16 protein-coding genes and 1 pseudogene are annotated in these 17,283 nt (G+C 62.3%); 8 read left to right on the top strand and 9 right to left on the bottom strand.

Annotated features, from left to right (window positions below; translation table 11 throughout):
* Positions 1-191, top strand: a pseudogene (locus tag QMG25_RS17615) (hypothetical protein); the annotation flags it as partial.
* Between the two features lie 152 nt (positions 192-343).
* Here QMG25_RS17615 and glgA read toward each other — a convergent pair.
* Positions 344-1,546: a glycogen synthase gene (gene glgA / locus QMG25_RS17610; RefSeq protein WP_283462365.1), complete on the bottom strand. Its 1,203-nt coding sequence runs from the start codon at positions 1,544-1,546 to the stop codon at positions 344-346.
* A 104-nt stretch (positions 1,547-1,650) separates the two neighbouring features.
* Here glgA and glgC point away from each other — a divergent pair, with 104 nt between their 5' ends.
* The 4 genes from glgC (at position 1,651) to pepN (ending at position 8,390) form a co-directional block, all read left to right on the top strand.
* Positions 1,651-3,066 carry a glucose-1-phosphate adenylyltransferase gene (glgC, locus tag QMG25_RS17605; RefSeq protein WP_349307156.1) on the top strand — a complete coding sequence of 472 codons (1,416 nt, stop codon included), beginning with the start codon at positions 1,651-1,653 and terminating at the stop codon, positions 3,064-3,066.
* A gap of 32 nt (positions 3,067-3,098) precedes the next feature.
* Complete coding sequence (locus tag QMG25_RS17600) at positions 3,099-4,538, top strand: SDR family NAD(P)-dependent oxidoreductase (RefSeq protein WP_283462364.1); 1,440 nt, start codon at positions 3,099-3,101, stop codon at positions 4,536-4,538.
* Positions 4,532-5,608 carry a YeiH family protein gene (locus QMG25_RS17595; RefSeq protein ID WP_283462363.1) on the top strand — a complete coding sequence of 359 codons (1,077 nt, stop codon included), beginning with the start codon at positions 4,532-4,534 and terminating at the stop codon, positions 5,606-5,608. The genes QMG25_RS17600 and QMG25_RS17595 overlap by 7 nt, the downstream gene beginning before the upstream one ends.
* A gap of 139 nt (positions 5,609-5,747) precedes the next feature.
* A complete protein-coding gene (pepN, locus tag QMG25_RS17590) occupies positions 5,748-8,390 on the top strand; it encodes an aminopeptidase N (RefSeq protein WP_283462362.1) in 2,643 nt (880 codons plus the stop codon).
* Positions 8,391-8,423: 33 nt separating this feature from the next.
* Here pepN and QMG25_RS17585 read toward each other — a convergent pair whose 3' ends face one another.
* From QMG25_RS17585 to QMG25_RS17555, 7 genes are all read right to left on the bottom strand, one after another.
* Positions 8,424-9,515: a tellurite resistance/C4-dicarboxylate transporter family protein gene (locus tag QMG25_RS17585; protein WP_283462361.1), complete on the bottom strand. Its 1,092-nt coding sequence runs from the start codon at positions 9,513-9,515 to the stop codon at positions 8,424-8,426.
* Positions 9,512-10,573 (bottom strand): lipoate-protein ligase LplAB, encoded by a 1,062-nt coding sequence (gene lplAB, locus QMG25_RS17580; protein ID WP_283462360.1) that lies wholly within the window; start codon positions 10,571-10,573, stop codon positions 9,512-9,514. The genes QMG25_RS17585 and lplAB overlap by 4 nt, the downstream gene beginning before the upstream one ends.
* A 111-nt stretch (positions 10,574-10,684) precedes the next feature.
* Positions 10,685-10,942, bottom strand: coding sequence for a type B 50S ribosomal protein L31 (locus QMG25_RS17575; protein WP_283462359.1), 258 nt, complete (start codon positions 10,940-10,942; stop codon positions 10,685-10,687).
* 95 nt (positions 10,943-11,037) lie between these two features.
* The gene (locus tag QMG25_RS17570; RefSeq protein WP_283462358.1) at positions 11,038-11,499 is read right to left on the bottom strand and encodes a peroxiredoxin; all 462 of its coding nucleotides are present in this window, start codon (positions 11,497-11,499) and stop codon (positions 11,038-11,040) included.
* A 9-nt stretch (positions 11,500-11,508) separates the two neighbouring features.
* Positions 11,509-12,324 carry a TrmH family RNA methyltransferase gene (locus tag QMG25_RS17565; RefSeq protein ID WP_283462357.1) on the bottom strand — a complete coding sequence of 272 codons (816 nt, stop codon included), beginning with the start codon at positions 12,322-12,324 and terminating at the stop codon, positions 11,509-11,511.
* Positions 12,321-13,100 carry a sulfite exporter TauE/SafE family protein gene (locus QMG25_RS17560; protein ID WP_283462356.1) on the bottom strand — a complete coding sequence of 260 codons (780 nt, stop codon included), beginning with the start codon at positions 13,098-13,100 and terminating at the stop codon, positions 12,321-12,323. Before QMG25_RS17560 ends, QMG25_RS17565 begins: the two co-directional genes overlap by 4 nt.
* A gap of 72 nt (positions 13,101-13,172) precedes the next feature.
* On the bottom strand, positions 13,173-13,958 hold the full coding sequence (locus QMG25_RS17555) for an ABC transporter ATP-binding protein (protein ID WP_283462355.1): 786 nt from the start codon (positions 13,956-13,958) through the stop codon (positions 13,173-13,175).
* A gap of 149 nt (positions 13,959-14,107) precedes the next feature.
* Between QMG25_RS17555 and QMG25_RS17550 the strand changes: the two genes are divergently transcribed.
* Genes QMG25_RS17550 through serB form a run of 3 tightly spaced genes read left to right on the top strand, consistent with a single transcriptional unit; the run spans position 14,108 to position 16,362 of the window.
* Positions 14,108-15,025 (top strand): hypothetical protein, encoded by a 918-nt coding sequence (locus QMG25_RS17550; protein WP_283462354.1) that lies wholly within the window; start codon positions 14,108-14,110, stop codon positions 15,023-15,025.
* A gap of 50 nt (positions 15,026-15,075) precedes the next feature.
* Complete coding sequence (locus QMG25_RS17545; RefSeq protein ID WP_283462353.1) at positions 15,076-15,378, top strand: winged helix-turn-helix domain-containing protein; 303 nt, start codon at positions 15,076-15,078, stop codon at positions 15,376-15,378.
* A 60-nt stretch (positions 15,379-15,438) separates the two neighbouring features.
* Positions 15,439-16,362, top strand: a complete 924-nt coding sequence (serB, locus tag QMG25_RS17540; protein ID WP_283462352.1) for a phosphoserine phosphatase SerB — start codon at positions 15,439-15,441, stop codon at positions 16,360-16,362.
* Positions 16,363-16,492: 130 nt separating this feature from the next.
* Here the strand turns inward: serB and QMG25_RS17535 are convergent, their stop codons facing one another.
* Positions 16,493-17,233 (bottom strand): SDR family oxidoreductase, encoded by a 741-nt coding sequence (locus QMG25_RS17535; RefSeq protein ID WP_283462351.1) that lies wholly within the window; start codon positions 17,231-17,233, stop codon positions 16,493-16,495.
* Positions 17,234-17,283 lie beyond the last annotated feature (50 nt).

Here is a 17,283-nt window from a genome sequence, read left to right as displayed (position 1 = left end):
TCGACAACGCCTGCCTGCTCTGCAGCCACCACCACACCCTGCTCCACAACAGCAACTGGAACGCCACCCTCATCCACGGCACACCCCACTACACCGCCCCCTACCTCCTGGACCCCCAACAAACACCACGCCGCAACCACTACCACCACGGCCTCCCCAAAAAACCAACCAACAACCCAAACCCATGGTGACTGGAAATTCAAGCAGCAAATGCTTAGAACGGAGTTAAGTTCGAGCAGCGTTAAGTCAGTGAAGGCCCTGATCCATGGATCAGGGCCTTCACAAAGAACACGCAAATAATTAGATACGAATTAGATGCCAATTACTTGCGGATCAGAGAAATTTAATTCTCTGAAAGTACGCTTTTGTACACTTCCAAGGTTTGCTCGACAATCGATTCCCACGAGAAATGATCCGAGGCGCGCTGCCGACCATTTTCACCCATGGCACGGGCACGGGCGGGATCGTTCACAACCTCAATCATCGCGGCGGCAAAATCCGCAACGAACTTCTCTGGATCCAGTGGTGTGCCTGTTCCGTCGCCGACCTGCTGCAATGGGACCAGCAAACCCGTCTCGCCGTGGGCAACCACTTCGGGGATGCCGCCTGTAGCGCTTGCGACCACAGCTGCGCCACACGCCATGGCCTCCAGATTCACGATGCCCAAGGGCTCATAAATTGAGGGGCAGGCAAACACAGTTGCGTGGCTGAGCACCTGAATCAGTTCGGCACGAGGAAGCATTCTTTCGATGACAACAACGCCGTCACGCTGAGCCTTTAGCCCCTCAATCAGTTCGTTGACCACGGCACCAAGTGCGGGGGTGTCCGCAGCACCTGCGCACAGGACCAGTTGAACCTCGGGAGGAAGAGCTGCCGCTGCCTTCAAGAGGTACGGCACGCCCTTCTGGCGCGTCACCCTTCCAACCCAAACGACGCTGGGACGGTCCGGGTCAATCCCGAGGGACCGGACGACGTCGTCCTTCTCATCCCGCTGCCACTCGGAAACATCAATACCGTTGTGAATGACCTTGACCTTGGCCGGATCCACGTCGGGGTAGCTGCGCAGAATGTCCTGGCGCATACCGTCGGACACGGCAATGATGGCTGCGGCGCCTTCATAAGCCGTCTTCTCCACCCATGAAGAAACGGTGTAACCGCCGCCCAACTGCTCGGCCTTCCACGGACGCAACGGTTCTAGGCTGTGGGCGCTGAGCACATGCGGAATGCCATGCATCAGAGCGGCAATATGGCCGGCCATGTTCGCGTACCAAGTGTGGGAATGCACAAGATCGGAACCCGCAACCGCAGGCACGATCTGTAAATCCACCCCCAGCGTTTGAATGGCGGCGTTTGCACCGGAAAGTTCAGGAAGGGGTTCATACGAGGCAACAGTGGCCCCGTGGAAATCCTTTTCCCTATCTTTTCCGAACGCATGGACGCGCAAATCAGCCTTCGCAGCGAGCACACGGCTGAGCTCGGCGACGTGCACACCGGCCCCTCCATAAATCTCGGGCGGAAATTCCTTTGTCACAATATCTATACGCACACTCACAAGGTAGTCTGTCGGGACACATTTGTTCTAGTGTGAAGTTGTTGTGACCCTCGGAGGTCACAACCAAATGCAAAAATAAAGCTGGCGGAGGGTGGATCATGTCAGTAAAAAAAGTCTTGGCGATCGTACTAGCAGGTGGCGAGGGTAAGCGATTGATGCCGTTGACAGCGGACAGGGCCAAACCTGCGGTGCCCTTTGCCGGGTTCCGCCTGGTTGATTTTGCCTTATCCAATGTGGCCAATTCCGGTTATCTGAAAATGGTTGTGCTGACCCAATACAAGTCACACAGCCTGGACCGCCACATCTCTGAAACATGGCGGATGTCAACGCTGCTGGGCAACTACGTTGCCTCCGTCCCTGCCCAGCAGCGACGCGGCAAGAGCTGGTTTCTGGGAAGTGCCAACGCGATCTACCAGTCAATGAACCTGATCGTTGACGCCGAACCAGACATCGTGGTGGTGGTTGGCGCGGACCACGTCTACCGCATGGATTTTGAGCAGATGGTGCAAAGCCACATCAAGTCCGGCGCCAGGGCAACCGTTGCCGCCGTGCGCCAGCCGCTGGACATGGCAGACCAGTTCGGTGTCATTGAAATTGACAATGCCGAGATTCCCGGCGCAATTGGCGCCCACAAAATTTCAGCCTTTGTGGAAAAGCCGGACACCACGCCCGGTTTGCCGGATGCTCCCGACCAGTTCCTTGCCTCCATGGGCAACTACGTTTTCGACACCGACGCCCTGGTCGAGGCGCTTGACTTGGACGCAGCCAAGAGCGACACGAAGAACGACATGGGCGGGGACATCATCCCGCACTTTGTGGAACGCGGCGAAGCCTTCGTCTACGACTTCTCCACCAATGACATCCCCGGGGCCACAGACAGGGATAGAAACTACTGGCGTGACGTGGGGACCATCGATTCGTACTACGACGCACACATGGACCTCATCTCCCCGCTGCCCATATTCAACCTCTACAACACGGCTTGGCCCATCTACACCCGCAACACGCTGTCCGCACCGGCGAAGTTCGTCCACGGCGAGAACAACTCCGTGGGCACTGCACTGGACTCAATCGTCGCATCGGGAGTGGTCGTTTCAGGCGGTATCGTGGACACATCCGTGCTATCCACCGATGTCTACGTCGGCAATGGTGCCCTGGTGCAAGACTCCGTGCTGATGGACCGGGTCACCGTTGGCGAAGGCGCCATGGTGCGCAAGGCCATCATTGACAAAAACGTGAAGATCCCTGCCGGGGCGACCATCGGCGTGGACGTGGAGCTGGACAGGGCTCGGGGCTTTGTTATCACCGAGTCGGGCTTGACCGTCTTGAGCAAGGGGCAGGTGGTGTCGGCTCCGGATGAAGCCGAGCGGGCCTTGGCCAAGAGAACCATCGCTAAAATCCAGGGCCAATTTCTCGATGCCATAGACACCCGCGGCGATACGCGGGAGACTACCGAAGTTGAACAGGAAACGGCAGAAACTGCCGTGGAGGAGAGGGCCAGCGCAACCAGGTAGGCCGTTCCTGCCGGAAGGGCTAAAATTGTCCAGTGACTGCCGCAGATTTTACCCCCGAAGAGATTCAACAGTGTTTGAGAGTCTTGGAGAACATCCATGTCTACGATGAAGAACATCCCGACTACATAAAGGTCCGCAGGGCCACGGGAAAGATGTTCAAAGCCGTCAAACGCTACCGCCGGACCGCCAAGCGGGACGCGGTCAATGACGCTGACCGGGCGGTCATTGCAAAGACCGCGACGGCGGCTCCGGATCGCATCGATGATGAAACCCGGGGAAACAAGCTCAAACCGTCAGCAACGGGCGACACGGCGGGAACGCTTTTGCGTTCCCGCCCGTGCTACATCTGCAAGCAGCACTACACCCAGGTTGATGCGTTCTACCATCAGCTGTGTCCGGATTGCGCGGCCTTCAACCATTCCAAGCGCGATGCCCGCACCGACCTTTCCGGCAAGCGGGCGCTGCTGACCGGCGGACGTGCCAAAATCGGCATGTACATCGCCTTGCGGCTGCTGCGCGACGGCGCCCACACCACCATCACCACACGCTTCCCCAAGGACGCAGCCCGCCGTTTCGCAGCCATGGAAGACAGCAGCGAGTGGCTGCACCGTCTCCGGGTTGTCGGCATCGACCTGCGCGACCCCAGCCAAGTTGTGGCCTTGGCCGACTCGCTCAACGAAGCCGGCCCCCTTGACATCATCATCAACAATGCCGCTCAGACCGTTCGCCGAACAGGAAACGCGTACAAGCCGCTGGTGGATGCCGAACTCGAAGATCTCCCCACCCACTCCCCCGTGCCTGAACTTGTCACCTTCGGCCACGCCCACGACAAGCACCCGCTGGCCCTGGCCACCCAAATGATGGAAAACCCCCAGCTGGCCGGCGATGAAATCGCTGCCCTGGCACTTTCCATGGGTTCGGCGTCCCTTGACCGCATTGCGGCTGGGACTGCCATCGACGCCGGCGGCCTGGTCCCCGATCTTGCAAGCATCAACAGCTGGACGCAGGTGGTTGACCAGGTCGACCCGCTGGAAATGCTCGAAGTTCAGCTGTGCAACGTCACGGCACCGTTCTTGCTGGTGTCCCGGCTCCGCCCGGCCATGCATGCCTCGAACGCCCGCCGCAAGTACATTGTCAATGTCTCGGCCATGGAAGGACAGTTCTCTCGCGCATACAAGGGCCCCGGACATCCGCACACCAACATGGCCAAGGCCGCGCTGAACATGCTCACCCGAACCAGCGCCAAGGAGATGCTCGAGGCGGACGGAATCCTGATGACGGCCGTGGACACCGGCTGGATCACCGACGAACGCCCGCACTACACCAAGGTGCGCTTGGCCGAAGAAGGCTTCCACGCGCCCTTGGACCTTGTGGACGGAGCCGCCCGCGTCTACGACCCCATCGTGATGGGCGAATCCGGCGAAGACCAGTTCGGCGTCTTCCTGAAGGACTACAAGGTGAGCCCATGGTGAAGCCCGACGCCGGTCCCGTCACCAACGGGACCCAGAAAACCACGGTGCACGATCTGGCGCCCGGCCTGGCAGCGGCCCTTGCCGCAGTCGCCGTCTCCCTGCTGTTGCACACCGTCGTCCCGGCGCTTCCCTCGATGACCATCGCCGTTGTCCTGGGCATTGCAGCCGCGAACGTGCCAGTCACCTCGCAATGGTGCCAGGGGCCGCTGCGGCCGGGACTGAACTTCGCCGGCAAACACCTCATGCGCGCCGGCATCGTCTTCCTGGGCCTCAAGCTCAGCCTGGGCGACATCATGGACCTGGGCTGGATCAGTGTGGCCCTGATCATTGCCGTGGTACTGCTGAGTTTTGCCGGCACGTTCGCCTTGGGCAAGCTCTTCAAGCTCGGTGGCGACACTCCCCTGTTGATTGCCACCGGTTTCTCGATCTGCGGTGCCTCCGCCATTGGCGCCATGGCGGCTGTGAAGAACACCAAACACGAAGACACCGTGCTTCCCGTGGCCCTGGTGACACTCTGCGGCACACTCGCCATTGGCGTGTTGCCGCTGCTGATGCATCCGCTGGGCCTCTCCACCCTGCACTTTGGCCAATGGGTGGGCGCCGGCGTCCACGACGTGGGACAAGTGGTGGCGACGGCCCAGACTGCCGGCGCCGTTGCCCTGAGCGCCGCCGTGGTGGTCAAGCTGACGCGCGTGGTGCTCCTGGCGCCCATTGTGGGCGTGGCCGGGGCGATTGAACGCAAGCGTCATGCGCGGGCGCTGGCCCTGTTGGAGTCGGGCAGCCCCGAGGCCGCGGCAGCCCCGCGTTTCCCACCCGTCGTTCCGCTGTTCGTGGTTGGCTTCCTGCTCATGGCCGCCCTGCGCACCACAGGCTGGATGTCCGACGGCGTCATCGAGGCAGGTGCCCTGGCCCAGGACATTGCCCTTGGCGCTGCGCTCTTTGGGCTCGGCTCCAGTGTCCGGGTGCGCGAACTGCTCAACACCGGCCTGCGCGCCACCGTCATGGCCATGTGCGCTTGGGCGCTGATCGCGGCGTTGGCGTTTGGCGCGGTTCACCTGATGTCGGCGTAGCCGGCAGAGGAAGTCCAGAGTTTCGGGAGTCCGGGGAAGTCCTGAGTGTCGGAAGGCACAGCAAGCACAGCAGGCACAGCAGGTACAGGCCACCAACGGGCGTGGCCACACCGCCTGCAAGCCGTGATTGAATGAAGCGGTGCCGAACTTTAATCTGCTGCGCAGTGAAGCCGCAGCCCGCAAGTCCCTCATCACTGTCCACAAGTACGACGTCGGACTCGATCTGAGCCGCGCCGGGGACCTCACCGTCGCGGGATTCCCTACTCGCAGCAGCATCATCTTTTCAGCAGATCCGTCCGGAGAGGTTGGCTCCGCTTCCGGCGCCCCGGCAACGTTCCTTGACTTCATTGGGCTCAGCGTTGAGTCTGTGGTCCTGAACGGCGCGGAGCTGGATGTTGCCGAAGTGGTTGACGGTTCCCGGATCCACTTGCCCAACCTGGCCGCGGAGAACGAGGTGGTGGTTGATGCCACGGCCGCCTATTCCACCTCAGGGGAAGGCCTGCACCGTTTTCAGGATCCCAGCGACGGGCAGGTGTACACCTACACCCAGTACGAACCGGCCGACGCACGCCGGGTTTTTGCCAACTTCGAACAGCCCGACCTGAAGGCACCCTTCACCTTCCACGTCACGGCACCGGCCGGCTGGGAGGTCGCCTCCAACCAATCGCCGGCCCAGGGCACCGAGCAGGCGGAGGGCATCTTGCGCTGGGATTTTGCCCCCACCCTGCCCATTTCCACCTACATCACAACAGTTCTGGCAGGGCCGTACTTCAAGGCCGAAGACCACTTCTCCATGGTTTTCGGTCCCGAAAGTGAACACACCGGCCAGCACCTCGACATCCCGTTGGCAGCCTATTGCCGTGCGTCCCTGGCCCCGCACTTCGATGCGGCGGAGATCTTCACAGTCACCAAGGCCGGTCTGGCGTGGTTTAACGAACTCTTTGACCACCCCTACCCCTTCGGCAAGTACGACCAAGCCTTCGTGCCCGAATACAACCTGGGCGCCATGGAAAACCCGGGTCTCGTCACGTTCACGGAATCCTACATTCACGCCTCACGCGCAACCGACACCGCGTACCAACTGCGTGCCACCACCATCATGCACGAGATGGCGCACATGTGGTTCGGCGACCTTGTCACGATGGGCTGGTGGGACGACCTGTGGCTAAAGGAGTCCTTCGCCGACTACATGGGCCACTTGGCCGTCGCCGAAGCCACCCCCTGGGCGGAGAAGTCCTGGACCTTGTTCGCCAGCCGCCGCAAGGCCTGGGCCTACACCCAGGACCAGCTGCCCACCACACACCCCATCGTGGCCGACATCCCCGATCTCGAAGCCGCCAAGGCCAACTTCGACGGCATCACCTATGCCAAGGGCGCCTCGGTGCTCAAACAATTGGTGGCCTACGTGGGACGTGATGCCTTCATCGCCGGCTCGCGCGAATACTTCAAGGCGCACGCCTACTCCAACACGTCGCTGCAGGACTTGCTGCTCCCGCTGGGCACCGCCTCGGGACGAGATTTGGGCACCTGGGCCGGCCATTGGCTGCAAACTTCCGGCATGTCCACCCTGACACCTGCACTTACCACCACCGACGGCCGCATTTCCTCCCTCTCCATCGGCCAGGATTCGGTGGATCCCATCACCGGCCTTTCGTCCGTGCGACCGCACCGCCTCGCCGTCGGCCTTTTCAACTACGACGGCGAAGGATTGGTGCGCGGCCATTCGCTGCCTTTGGACGTGGTGGGCGAAGTGACGGAAGTGGGAGCCGCAGCAGGACTGCCGGCCCCGGATCTCGTCCTGCTCAACGACCAGGACCTCAGCTATGCCAAGGTCAGGCTCGACGCCGGGTCGCTCGCCACGGCACTGGCTGGCGTGGGCACTGTGCGCGACACATTGGCCCGAAGCCTTGTTTGGTCCGCGCTGTGGAACGCTTGCCGCGATAGCATTCTGCCCGCCGTCAGCTACCTGCAAGCCGTCGTGGAGCAGACCACGGGGGAAAGGGACATCAACCTCCTCCAGACCCTTGTGGACAACGCACTTTTCGCCTTGGGCCGTTACACTCCCCCGCAGCTCAGGGCCGAGGAAGCAGAGCGCCTGGCAAACGGCGTCGAACGCCACTTGGTCGGTGCCCTGCCCGGCAGCGATGAACAGCTTGTCTGGGCCCGTGCCCTGGCCGCCCTTGGACGCAGCAGCGACGCCTTGGTACCACGCCTCCGCGGGCTCCTGGACGGCGTGAATGTACCCGATGGCTTGCTGGTCGACAGGAACTTGCGCTGGCTTCTGTGGCAGGCGCTGTCTGCCCGCGGTGCGGCGAGCACTGCCGAACTTGACGGCGAACTGGCGGCGGAGACCACAGCCGAATACCGTGCTGCCCGTCGCACTGCGCTGGCGGCTTTTCCGGATGCCGGGCGCAGGCAGGAGCTCTGGGACGGTGCAGTTGCCGGGAACGCCCTCAGCAATGAACTGCTTAGCGCCACCATTGCCGGGTTCAACATGGCCCCGGTGGAAGCCCTCGAGGTGTTCGTGGAGCCTTACTTTGCCTCCATCGCAGGGGTTTGGGATGAACGGAGCCTTGAGATTTCCGGACGAATCGTTCGCGGACTTTTCCCAGCCCGGCAGGACCTTGCAGCGGGATCCAGCCCGGAAGCGCACCCCGTGCTTGTTCGCACGGATGCCTGGCTGGCCTGCCACCCGAACGCCGCCAACGGGCTGCGTCGGATCGTGCTCGAAAAGCGCGACCACCTGCTCCGCGCGCTCCGGGCACAGGCCGCAGGCGCTTAACCCAGGCCACAGGTGCTTGGCCCAAGTGGCAGGCTAGGCAGGGAGGCGCCTGGCCTGCACGCGCCTATGCCAAAGTCGCCGCAACCAGCGCAGAAAGGCCATGGCCATGCCTCCAGCCACCACAACCCACGCGAAGACGGCAATCCAGGTGGCGCCTTGTCCAACGAACTGCACGAGCGGCATCTCATTTTCGCGCCCAAACCTGAAAGTGGCCACGGCAAACATGCCCAGCGGGAACACGATCGACCACAACGCTGTGGTGTACCGAAGCGGTTCGCGCCGGACCACATGGTGCCAAAAACCGAACGCCACCAACAGCGGAACCCACCACAGCCCGAAGGCCCACAGCAGGTAGCTGATACCGCCCACCGTGGGCCCTGCCATGTGCACCACGGGAAGTTCCCCGGGCAGGTGCAGGATCATGGAGCCGGCCAGAACTGTAATGGCGGTGGCACCCATGAATATCCAGTTGGTTGGCACAATGCCGCCCAGGTTTTCACCGCCCGTCAACAGGCGCAGGATCACCAAGGTGGTCAGTGTCAGGTACAGCATGATGCCAATGCCCCAGAACGCCACGGCAGCATCGCTGAGCAGGCGCACCGAACTGCCCCCGGAAGCCAGCGACGCTGCGGCCATCGACAGGGACTGGGTCGAGACCACCCACAGGAACCATGTGCCGTCCACAGGCAGCAGACGGGGACGCAGGCTTTCGCCGATCTCCGTCCGGAGCATCATGGAAAGCGGCACCCCATAGGCCAGAAACAGCCACAGCGGAATGCTGGAAAACGCAAGAATCCAGGTCACGCTCGGCGCCACGGGATGGAACCCGATGCCGACCACATTGATGGCAGCCACCATTGTCAGGTAGCCGAAGCCCCTGTGCGGGTCGCGGAAGTCCGCCACAGCATCGGCCGTGTGGAGGATGATCCGACCCACCAAGCCCACCAGCAACAGCACGAGGCCGGCAACGGCTATCCACAACAGCACCGCCGCGGCAAGCGGCCACTCGGCATCGAGCAGCGCGGATGAAACTATGCCCGTGGCCATGACGAAGGCAAAGGAAGCCGGTGGCTGGTTGGGCCAGTGGGAGACCTTGGCCGATCCTTGCTCAGTGTGTGGACTCATGGGATGCGCAGCAACCATTCGTCCGTGCCAAATTTGCTCTCCACCCGGCGCCGGGCTTCCTGCAGTTCGGTGTCGCGGAGGACGGACGGGCGTGCACCGTAGCGGTCGACGAACGTCGCGGACATGCGCTGCAGGATTTCTTCGCGGGCCAGTCCGCTTTGGCGACGCAGCGGGTCCACCCGCTTTTTGGCCGAGCGGGTGCCCTTGTCGGAGAGCTTCTCCTTGCCAATGCGCAACACCTTGACCATTTTTTCCGCGTCGATGTCGTAGCTCATGGTGACGTGGTGGACCATGGCGCCATTGCTGAGCCGCTTTTGTGCCGCCCCGCCAATCTTTCCCTGTGCGGTGGCGATGTCGTTGAGCGGAATGTAAAACGCTTCAATTCCCATGGATTCAAGGGCTGCCAGCACCCACGCGTCGAGGAACTTGTACGAGTCCTCGAAGCTGAGCCCGTCCACGAGGGTTTGCGGGATGTACAAGGAGTAGGTGATGCAGTTTCCGGCTTCCATGAACATGGCGCCACCGCCGCTAATCCGGCGAACCACCTTGATGCCGTACTTTTGAACGCCTTCCGCGTCCAGCTCATTGCGCACCGACTGGAAGCTTCCGATGACCACCGAGGGCTCCTCCCAATCCCAGAAGCGCAAGGTGGGATTGCGCCGACCCGCCCCTACTTCCTCCGTCAAAATCTCATCCAGCGCCACATTGACGGCGGTCGGCAGGATGGTGGGGGCGATGATGTCCCATTCGTGGTCCACCCAGCTGCTGGCCCGTGTCAGTGCGCGGCGGACGGCGATGGACACTGCCTGTGCGGAAAAACCAAAGAGCACTGCCCCGGAACGCAGGGAGTCGGTGACGGCGTCGGCCAGGGCAGCAGCGGAAAGGTCCTCGGGCAGGCCGTTGAGAGCTGCGTTGATGTCCTCGAGCGCCTCGTCGGGTTCAAGGAAGAAGTCCCCGCTGACGCGCACGTCCCGGAGCACCCCGTCCGCCACCGAGCAGTCCACCACCACCAATTTGCCGCCGTGGACCTTGTATTCACCGTGAAGTTGAGAAGCCATGGCTTCATTTTCCCCGGCAATCCGTCAGATAGCCAAAACCGGGTTGTTAAACGACAACAGGGCCCGCACCAGACGGTGCGGGCCCTGTTTGAAAATACTGGGGAAGAAGAGTTACTTCTTGCCGCCGAAGCCTGCGAAGCGGGCGTTGAAGCGCTCCACACGGCCTGCGCTGTCCATGATGCGCTGCTTGCCCGTGTAGAACGGGTGCGACTCCGAGGAGATTTCCACGTCGATGACGGGGTAGGTGTTGCCGTCTTCCCACTCAATGGTCTTCTTGGACGTCGCGGTGGAGCGCGTCAGGAACTTGGTGCCTGAAGCCAGGTCGTTGAAAACGATTGCTTCATACTTGGGGTGGGCGTTCTGCTTCACTGTAAACCTCAAAGTGTAATCGTCTGGTTTTTGCCAGACTGATGAATGTTATGGACACAAGGTCCAGCTGGAAACTTTACCGGTTCGCGGCGAAATCACCAAGCCCGGCCGGACAGTGCGGCCAACGCCTCATTGGCATGCACGCTCATGTTCGTCTCACTGGAGACCTGGAAGCGGAGTGTGCCGTCGCCGTCGAGAACAAAAGTGGCCCGCTTGGTGGGCAGCGTCCTTGCCAGCAGACGACGCCGGACGCCGAATTGGTCTGCCACCTCACCCTTGGTGTCGCTGAGCAGCGGGTAGGAAAAATGGTTCTCAGTGGCGAAAGCCAGCTGTTTGGCGGGCGAGTCCGTGCTGATGCCCACCAGGGATGCTCCCGCCGCGGCAAACTCGGATTCAAGGTCACGGAAGTGGCAGGCTTCCTTGGTGCAGCCGCCGCTGCTTGCCAGGGGGTAAAAGAAAATGACCAGCGGACCGGCTGCCAGCAGCTCCGAGAGCTTCCTAAGGTTGCCGTGCTGGTCGGGCAGCTGGAAATCCTGGGCTTTCTCACCAATCTTCATGCCTTCACCCTACCGGCTGGCCTGCGGAAATTGCGTAGCGAAAAAGGCCACGGCACTGGCTGCCGCCACATTGAGCGAATCCACGCCGGCAGCCATGGGGATCATGACGGAGAAGTCGGCAGCTGCCAGTGTCGCGGCATTGAGCCCGTCGCCTTCGGTGCCCAGGATCAGGGCAAGTTTTTCCTCGTTGCGCGCGGCCAGCTCATGGATGGTGAGCGAGTCGTCCGCCAAGGCAAGCGCCGCCGTCGCAAATCCGGCCGAATGCAGCAATTCCAGGCCTGCCGGCCACTCGGGCAGCCGTGCCCACGGGACCTGGAAAACGGCTCCCATGCTGACCCGGATGCTGCGGCGGTACAAGGGGTCCCCGCAGCGTGGGCTGACGAGGACAGCGTCGATTCCCAGCGCCGCAGCCGAGCGAAAAACGGCCCCAATGTTGGTGTGGTCCACAATGTCCTCCAGCACGGCAACGCGGCGGGCACCGGACAGCAGCGTCCCGACGTCGACCGGTGCCGGACGCTCCATGGCTGCGAGGGCACCGCGGTGCAGGTTGAATCCGATGACCTGCTCGAGCATGCCCGGCGTGCCAAGGAAAGTCGGCACGTGGTCCCATTCGCCGAGCACGTCGGCAAGCGCAGGGAGCCATTTTTCGCTCAGGAAAAACGAACGAGGCACATGCCCCGCGGCAAGGGCGCGGCGGATGACCTTGCTGCTTTCACCAATGTACAGTCCTTCGGCAGGCTCCTTGATTTTGCGCAATTGCACATCGGTGAGGTTGCGGTAGTCACTGAGGCGCGGATCGCCCGCGTCCTCGATGGGGATGATCATGCCTCGAGTAGCTTAATGGCCATGAAGTACAAAGCCACCAGGCCAAGGGTCACAATGACGCTGCGCAGGACGATCGGCGACAGTCGTCGGCCGATCTTTGCACCAACGAATCCGCCGACCAGAGAGCTGACGGCGATCAGGCCCACGACGATCCAGATGATCTTGTCGGGGGCAAATATCAGGTAGGAAACGGCCGCCACGCAGTTGACCGTCAGGGTCAGCACATTTTTGACGGCGTTGGCGTTTTGCAGTGTGCCGCTCATGAAGATGCCCAGAATGGCCACGAGCAGCACGCCCTGGGCTGCCACAAAATATCCGCCGTAGACGCCGGTCAGAAATATCAGCGCGAACATGAGCACTTCATGCGAACGGGCCGAGGGGGCTCCGGCACGGCGAGCCTTGATGGCCCGCTGCAGTTTTGGCTGGAAGATCACGAGCAGCAACGCGAGCACGATCAGTATGGGCGCCACATACAGAAACACCTTTTCAGGCAGGTGCAGCAAGAGGTAGGCGCCGGTGACCCCGCCCAGCAGCGAGGCGGGCATGAGGCGCAGGAGGTTGTGCTTCATGCCGCGCAGCTCGCTGCGGTATCCCCAGACACCGGAGACTCCCCCGGCGATCAGGCCCATGGCGTTGCTGACAACTGCCATGACGGGCGTGATGCCCAGAGCTATCAGGATAGGGAACGTAACAAGGGTTCCCGAGCCCACCACGGTGTTGATGGTGCCTGCCCAGAGCCCGCCAAGCAGGATGAAGAATGACTCAATCGCGTTCATGCAGGCCCCTCACCGGGTTCTTTGGGCTTCACTGGCCCGCAGCGGTGCGGGGGCGAGCTGGTGCGGGGCGGGCTAGCTGCGTGCCGTTGCCGTGTAACGGCCGGCGCTGCTTGTCACGGCCAACGGCAGGCCAAAGGTGGTGCTGAGGTTGTCTTCGGTCAGGACCTCGGCGATGGGGCCCTGGGCCACGATGCCCCCCTCGCGCATAAGCAACGCATGGGTAAAGCCCGGAGGAATTTCCTCCAGGTGGTGCGTCACCAGGATGGTACTGGGGGCCATCGGATCGGCAGCCAGTTCGCTGAGGCGCCGGACCAGGCCTTCGCGCCCGGCCAGATCCAGGCCGGCTCCGGGCTCGTCCAGGAGCAGCAGTTCAGGGTCGGTCATGAGCGCGCGAGCGATCTGCACACGCTTGCGTTCGCCGTCGCTGAGGGAAGAGAAGGCCCTGTTGAAGAACGTGGAAACTCCCCACTCATCGAGCAACCCAAAGGCACGGCGCTCGTCGTCGCGCTCGTAGGCCTCGCGCCAGCGTCCCGTGACTCCGTAGGCGGCGGTAACAACCACGTTGAGGACTTTTTCGCTCTCCGGGATCTGGTGCGCCAGGCTGGCGGAGGCCACCCCGATGCGCGGGCGCAGCTCAAAGACGTCGACGGCGCCCAATACCTCGTCCAGGATCCCGGCAACGCCGCGGGTGGGGTGCATGCGCGCACCGGCAATTTGCAGCAGGGTGCTTTTGCCTGCCCCGTTGGGCCCAAGGATCACCCACCGTTCGCCTTCCGCAACGCGCCAATCAATGTTGTCCAACAGTGTTTTGGTGCCGCGAACCACGCTGACACCGGCCAATCCCAAAACTTCACTCATAAGGACTGAGCCTATGGCACGAGGGGCGGCCAGCGCTAACCAGCTCGCTTGGACACTCTACTTTCCACATGGAAAGTTAATGCTAGTCTGCAAACAGATGGATTTGGCAATGCAAGCCAAATTATTGGACGAACAGGCAGGAGACGGACGTGGCGAACAGGAATCCGACCCCCGAGCAGGCCCAAAAAATGCTCGAGGAGACGAAGTTGTTCGCCACGGGGCGGGCAAGGACCGATGGCCACCGTAAGGTTGCCATTCTTCAGCTTTGGGCTTCATTGGCCGCGTTCCTCTTCCTCGCCGGGTTCATGATGCTCTTTGCTGCCACCGCCTTCGGCAACGAGAACTTGACCGCAGCTTCTCGCAGTTCCTACACGGTCTTTTTGCTGTTGCCCGTAGTCCCTTTCGTAGTACTCCTGCAAGGCATCCGGAACAAGTTCCCCGAGGCGCCAGTGCTGCGGATCTCGCTGTGGCATGTGGCCTCCGCCGTCCCGGCCCTGCTGGGACCGGTCGCAGCCTTTGCAGCTGTCAGTGCCGGATACACGGCCCCGTGGTGGTTGCTTGGACTCGTGGCAGCAGTTCTTGTTAGTCCCATGACGCTCGGCGCCCTGAGGGTCCTGCGGTCCTCTGGCCATGTCCAGCAGCCGGACGCACACAAAACGTTCCTGCCCCGGCCCGCCGCCAGTGGAAGGACCGCTCCGGGCATCGTTCGGTGGATGACCGGCGCAATGGGCCTCTACCTTGGCGCGGGAACGGCAGCAGCTGGCTTGAGCTGGCACGCAGCAGCCGGATTCGTCCTGGCCCTCTTCGCCGCAGTCGCAATTTCATTCACTGGACGGCAGTGGGGCCTCGCCAACGTGTCCTCGTACTGGCGAGCCGGACACTGGGTGGCCTTCGCCGTGGGAGCCGTTGTGATGGGGGGATCCGCCGTGGCTGCCGCCCTGGGCATGGGCAGTCCGCCGACTTCCGCCGGGTGGCTGCCATGGACCATTGCAGCCGGGATCATTGGGGCGCTGCCCCTCACCGTTGGTGGTATCGTCCTCCGGGACGTCGAGGTGGAAGCGACTTGAAAGCCGGCGCCGAAAGGAACCACCCCCGCCACCAGCTTGACGATGCCCTCATGACTCCCATCAGGCTGTCGCTGATGGCAGCGCTGGGGCAGCCAGCAGAAATTGACTTCAAGACACTGCGGGACCTGCTGGAAACCGAAGACTCGGCACTGAGCAAGTCCATGACTGTGCTCTCACAACGTGGCTATGTTTTGGTGCGCAAGGGATATGTCCACAACAAGCCGCGCACCTGGCTGATGGCGACGCCCCAAGGACGCCAAGCCTTGCAACGCCACATGGCCGCACTCCAGGCCATAGCGGCAGGCCTGCCGGAGCCGGCGGCCCTGCCTTTGGAGCGCCCGGAAGGGCGGTGAACATGACGCGCGAGCACGAGAATCGTCGGTGCACAGCAGACAATGGATAGAATCGTGAGCATGCCCTCCACATTTACAGCAGTCAGCTATGCCGAAACGCTCTCCCCCGAAGCCCTCGAAGAGGTCAGGGTGGTCCTTGTCGACCACGGCTACACCATTGCCTCGGAACGGCGTGAAAACCACACCGGGTTTGAAGCCGTGGTGCGTGAACTGGGCTCCTTGAACCCCAGCGGGACCAGTGACGCCCAGGCGGCGGCCCGCCTGGCACGAGTGCGCAAAGCCATTGCTGCCGCCGGGGCACAAGACGTCAGTACCGCCATTGTGCCCGACTCGCTGCGCAGCGCGGCACGCAAGTTCATCATCATGGATGTTGACTCCACCCTGATCCAGCAGGAAGTCATTGAGCTGCTGGCGGCCCACGCAGGCACGGAGGCCGAAGTGGCCAAGGTCACGGCGTCTGCCATGCGCGGGGAGCTCGACTTTGCCGAAAGTCTTCATCACCGCGTGGCCACTCTCGCTGGCCTGCCGGAGAGCGTGCTGGCCGAGGTGGGGGCCAAAATCAAGCTCTCGGTTGGTGCCGAGCGGCTCGTTTCACATGCCAAGGCGGCAGGACATGTTGTTGCTGCCGTGTCGGGGGGATTCTCCCAAATTCTGGCACCCCTGGCCGAGCGGCTGGGCCTGGACCACGCACTGGCCAACGACCTGGAGATCGTTGACGGCCACCTTACCGGCAAGGTCAGCGGTGCCGTTGTGGACCGCGCCACCAAGGCTGCAAAGCTGCGCGAGTGGAGCGCCGAAGCGGGCATTTCCCCGGGTGCCTGCATGGCCCTGGGCGACGGCGCCAACGATCTCGACATGATGGCCGCAGCCGCACTGGGTGTAGCCTTCAACGCCCAGCCTGCCGTCAGGGAAGCTGCCGATGCCCAGATCAACATGCCCAACCTTGACATAGCGCTGGCCCTGGCCAACATCCCGGATGTCTGAGACTCCACACTTCGGTGGCCAGGGGCATTGAGGGCAACCCAGAGCGACCAAGGGCATTAAAAAGTTTCAAGCCTGTGCCGAACTGCAAGAAGCAGTTCAGCACAGGCTTGTTGTGTTTGTGGCGGATGAGCTACTTGAAGTAGTCGGCGCCGCCCACGTACTCCGTGTGCCCGCTGGGGACCTCTGCGGTGGCCGCCGCAGCAATCGTGGCGGCAAACTCGGCCACTGTGTACAGCCGGCCGGCCTCCGCGCGTCGGGCCTCGATGGCGCCCGGGTTGGCGCGGTCCAGCAGAGTGGCCGTCACAGTGCCCTCAATCATGTCGCCCGAGACGACCACAAGGGAGATGTCCTCGGTGGCCAGATTCGGGATCAACGCGCGCAGCGCATCCTCGCCGGCGCGCTTGCTCTTGGCGACGGGCTCGTATTCGGGCATGGTCGGCACGGTTTCAATGAAGTGCGCCTGGTGGCTTGTGACAAACACCACACGTGAGCCGGGTGTGAGAACGGGCCACGCCGCGTTGAGCAGGTTCACCTGGGCGTCGCGGTTGAGCATGAGCGCATAGTTCTCTGCCATGCCGCTTTCCATGCCCCCTGACGCGTTCAAGACCACCAGGTCAAGGGAGCCAAAGTTCTCCAGTGCTGCGCTGACAAGCCCCTGCACGCCTTCCTGCGTGGTCAAATCGGCTCCCACGGCCACGGCTCGTCCACCGGCTTCAACGATCTGGGCCACCACCTTGTTGGCGCGCGGCGCCTTCTGGCGGTAGTTGACCACCACGGCTGCGCCTTCTGCAGCCAAATACTTGGCCACATCAGCGCCAACGCCCCGTGAGGAACCGGTGACAATGGCTGTCTTTCCATCAAGCTTTCCCATAAAGAACTTCCTTCGTTTTAGCTAATGCAATTCAAAAAACTGGGCACCAG

It is taken from the genome of Arthrobacter sp. H35-D1 (assembly GCF_030063185.1).
Classification (GTDB): domain Bacteria; phylum Actinomycetota; class Actinomycetes; order Actinomycetales; family Micrococcaceae; genus Specibacter.
This window is presented reverse-complemented; position numbering and strand designations above follow the sequence as displayed.

What these genes read in the sequence shown, in the direction of transcription:
- QMG25_RS17535 (WP_283462351.1), bottom strand. Translation starts at nt 17,233, where the DNA reads ATGGGAAAGCTTGATGGAAAGACAGCCATTGTCACCGGTTCCTCACGG.
- QMG25_RS17585 (WP_283462361.1), bottom strand. Translation starts at nt 9,515, where the DNA reads ATGAGTCCACACACTGAGCAAGGATCGGCCAAGGTCTCCCACTGGCCC.
- QMG25_RS17560 (WP_283462356.1), bottom strand. Translation starts at nt 13,100, where the DNA reads ATGAACGCGATTGAGTCATTCTTCATCCTGCTTGGCGGGCTCTGGGCA.
- QMG25_RS17565 (WP_283462357.1), bottom strand. Translation starts at nt 12,324, where the DNA reads ATGATCATCCCCATCGAGGACGCGGGCGATCCGCGCCTCAGTGACTAC.
- QMG25_RS17595 (WP_283462363.1), top strand. Translation starts at nt 4,532, where the DNA reads ATGGTGAAGCCCGACGCCGGTCCCGTCACCAACGGGACCCAGAAAACC.
- serB (WP_283462352.1), top strand. Translation starts at nt 15,439, where the DNA reads ATGCCCTCCACATTTACAGCAGTCAGCTATGCCGAAACGCTCTCCCCC.
- QMG25_RS17545 (WP_283462353.1), top strand. Translation starts at nt 15,076, where the DNA reads ATGACTCCCATCAGGCTGTCGCTGATGGCAGCGCTGGGGCAGCCAGCA.
- lplAB (WP_283462360.1), bottom strand. Translation starts at nt 10,573, where the DNA reads ATGGCTTCTCAACTTCACGGTGAATACAAGGTCCACGGCGGCAAATTG.
- QMG25_RS17570 (WP_283462358.1), bottom strand. Translation starts at nt 11,499, where the DNA reads ATGAAGATTGGTGAGAAAGCCCAGGATTTCCAGCTGCCCGACCAGCAC.
- glgC (WP_349307156.1), top strand. Translation starts at nt 1,651, where the DNA reads ATGTCAGTAAAAAAAGTCTTGGCGATCGTACTAGCAGGTGGCGAGGGT.
- QMG25_RS17555 (WP_283462355.1), bottom strand. Translation starts at nt 13,958, where the DNA reads ATGAGTGAAGTTTTGGGATTGGCCGGTGTCAGCGTGGTTCGCGGCACC.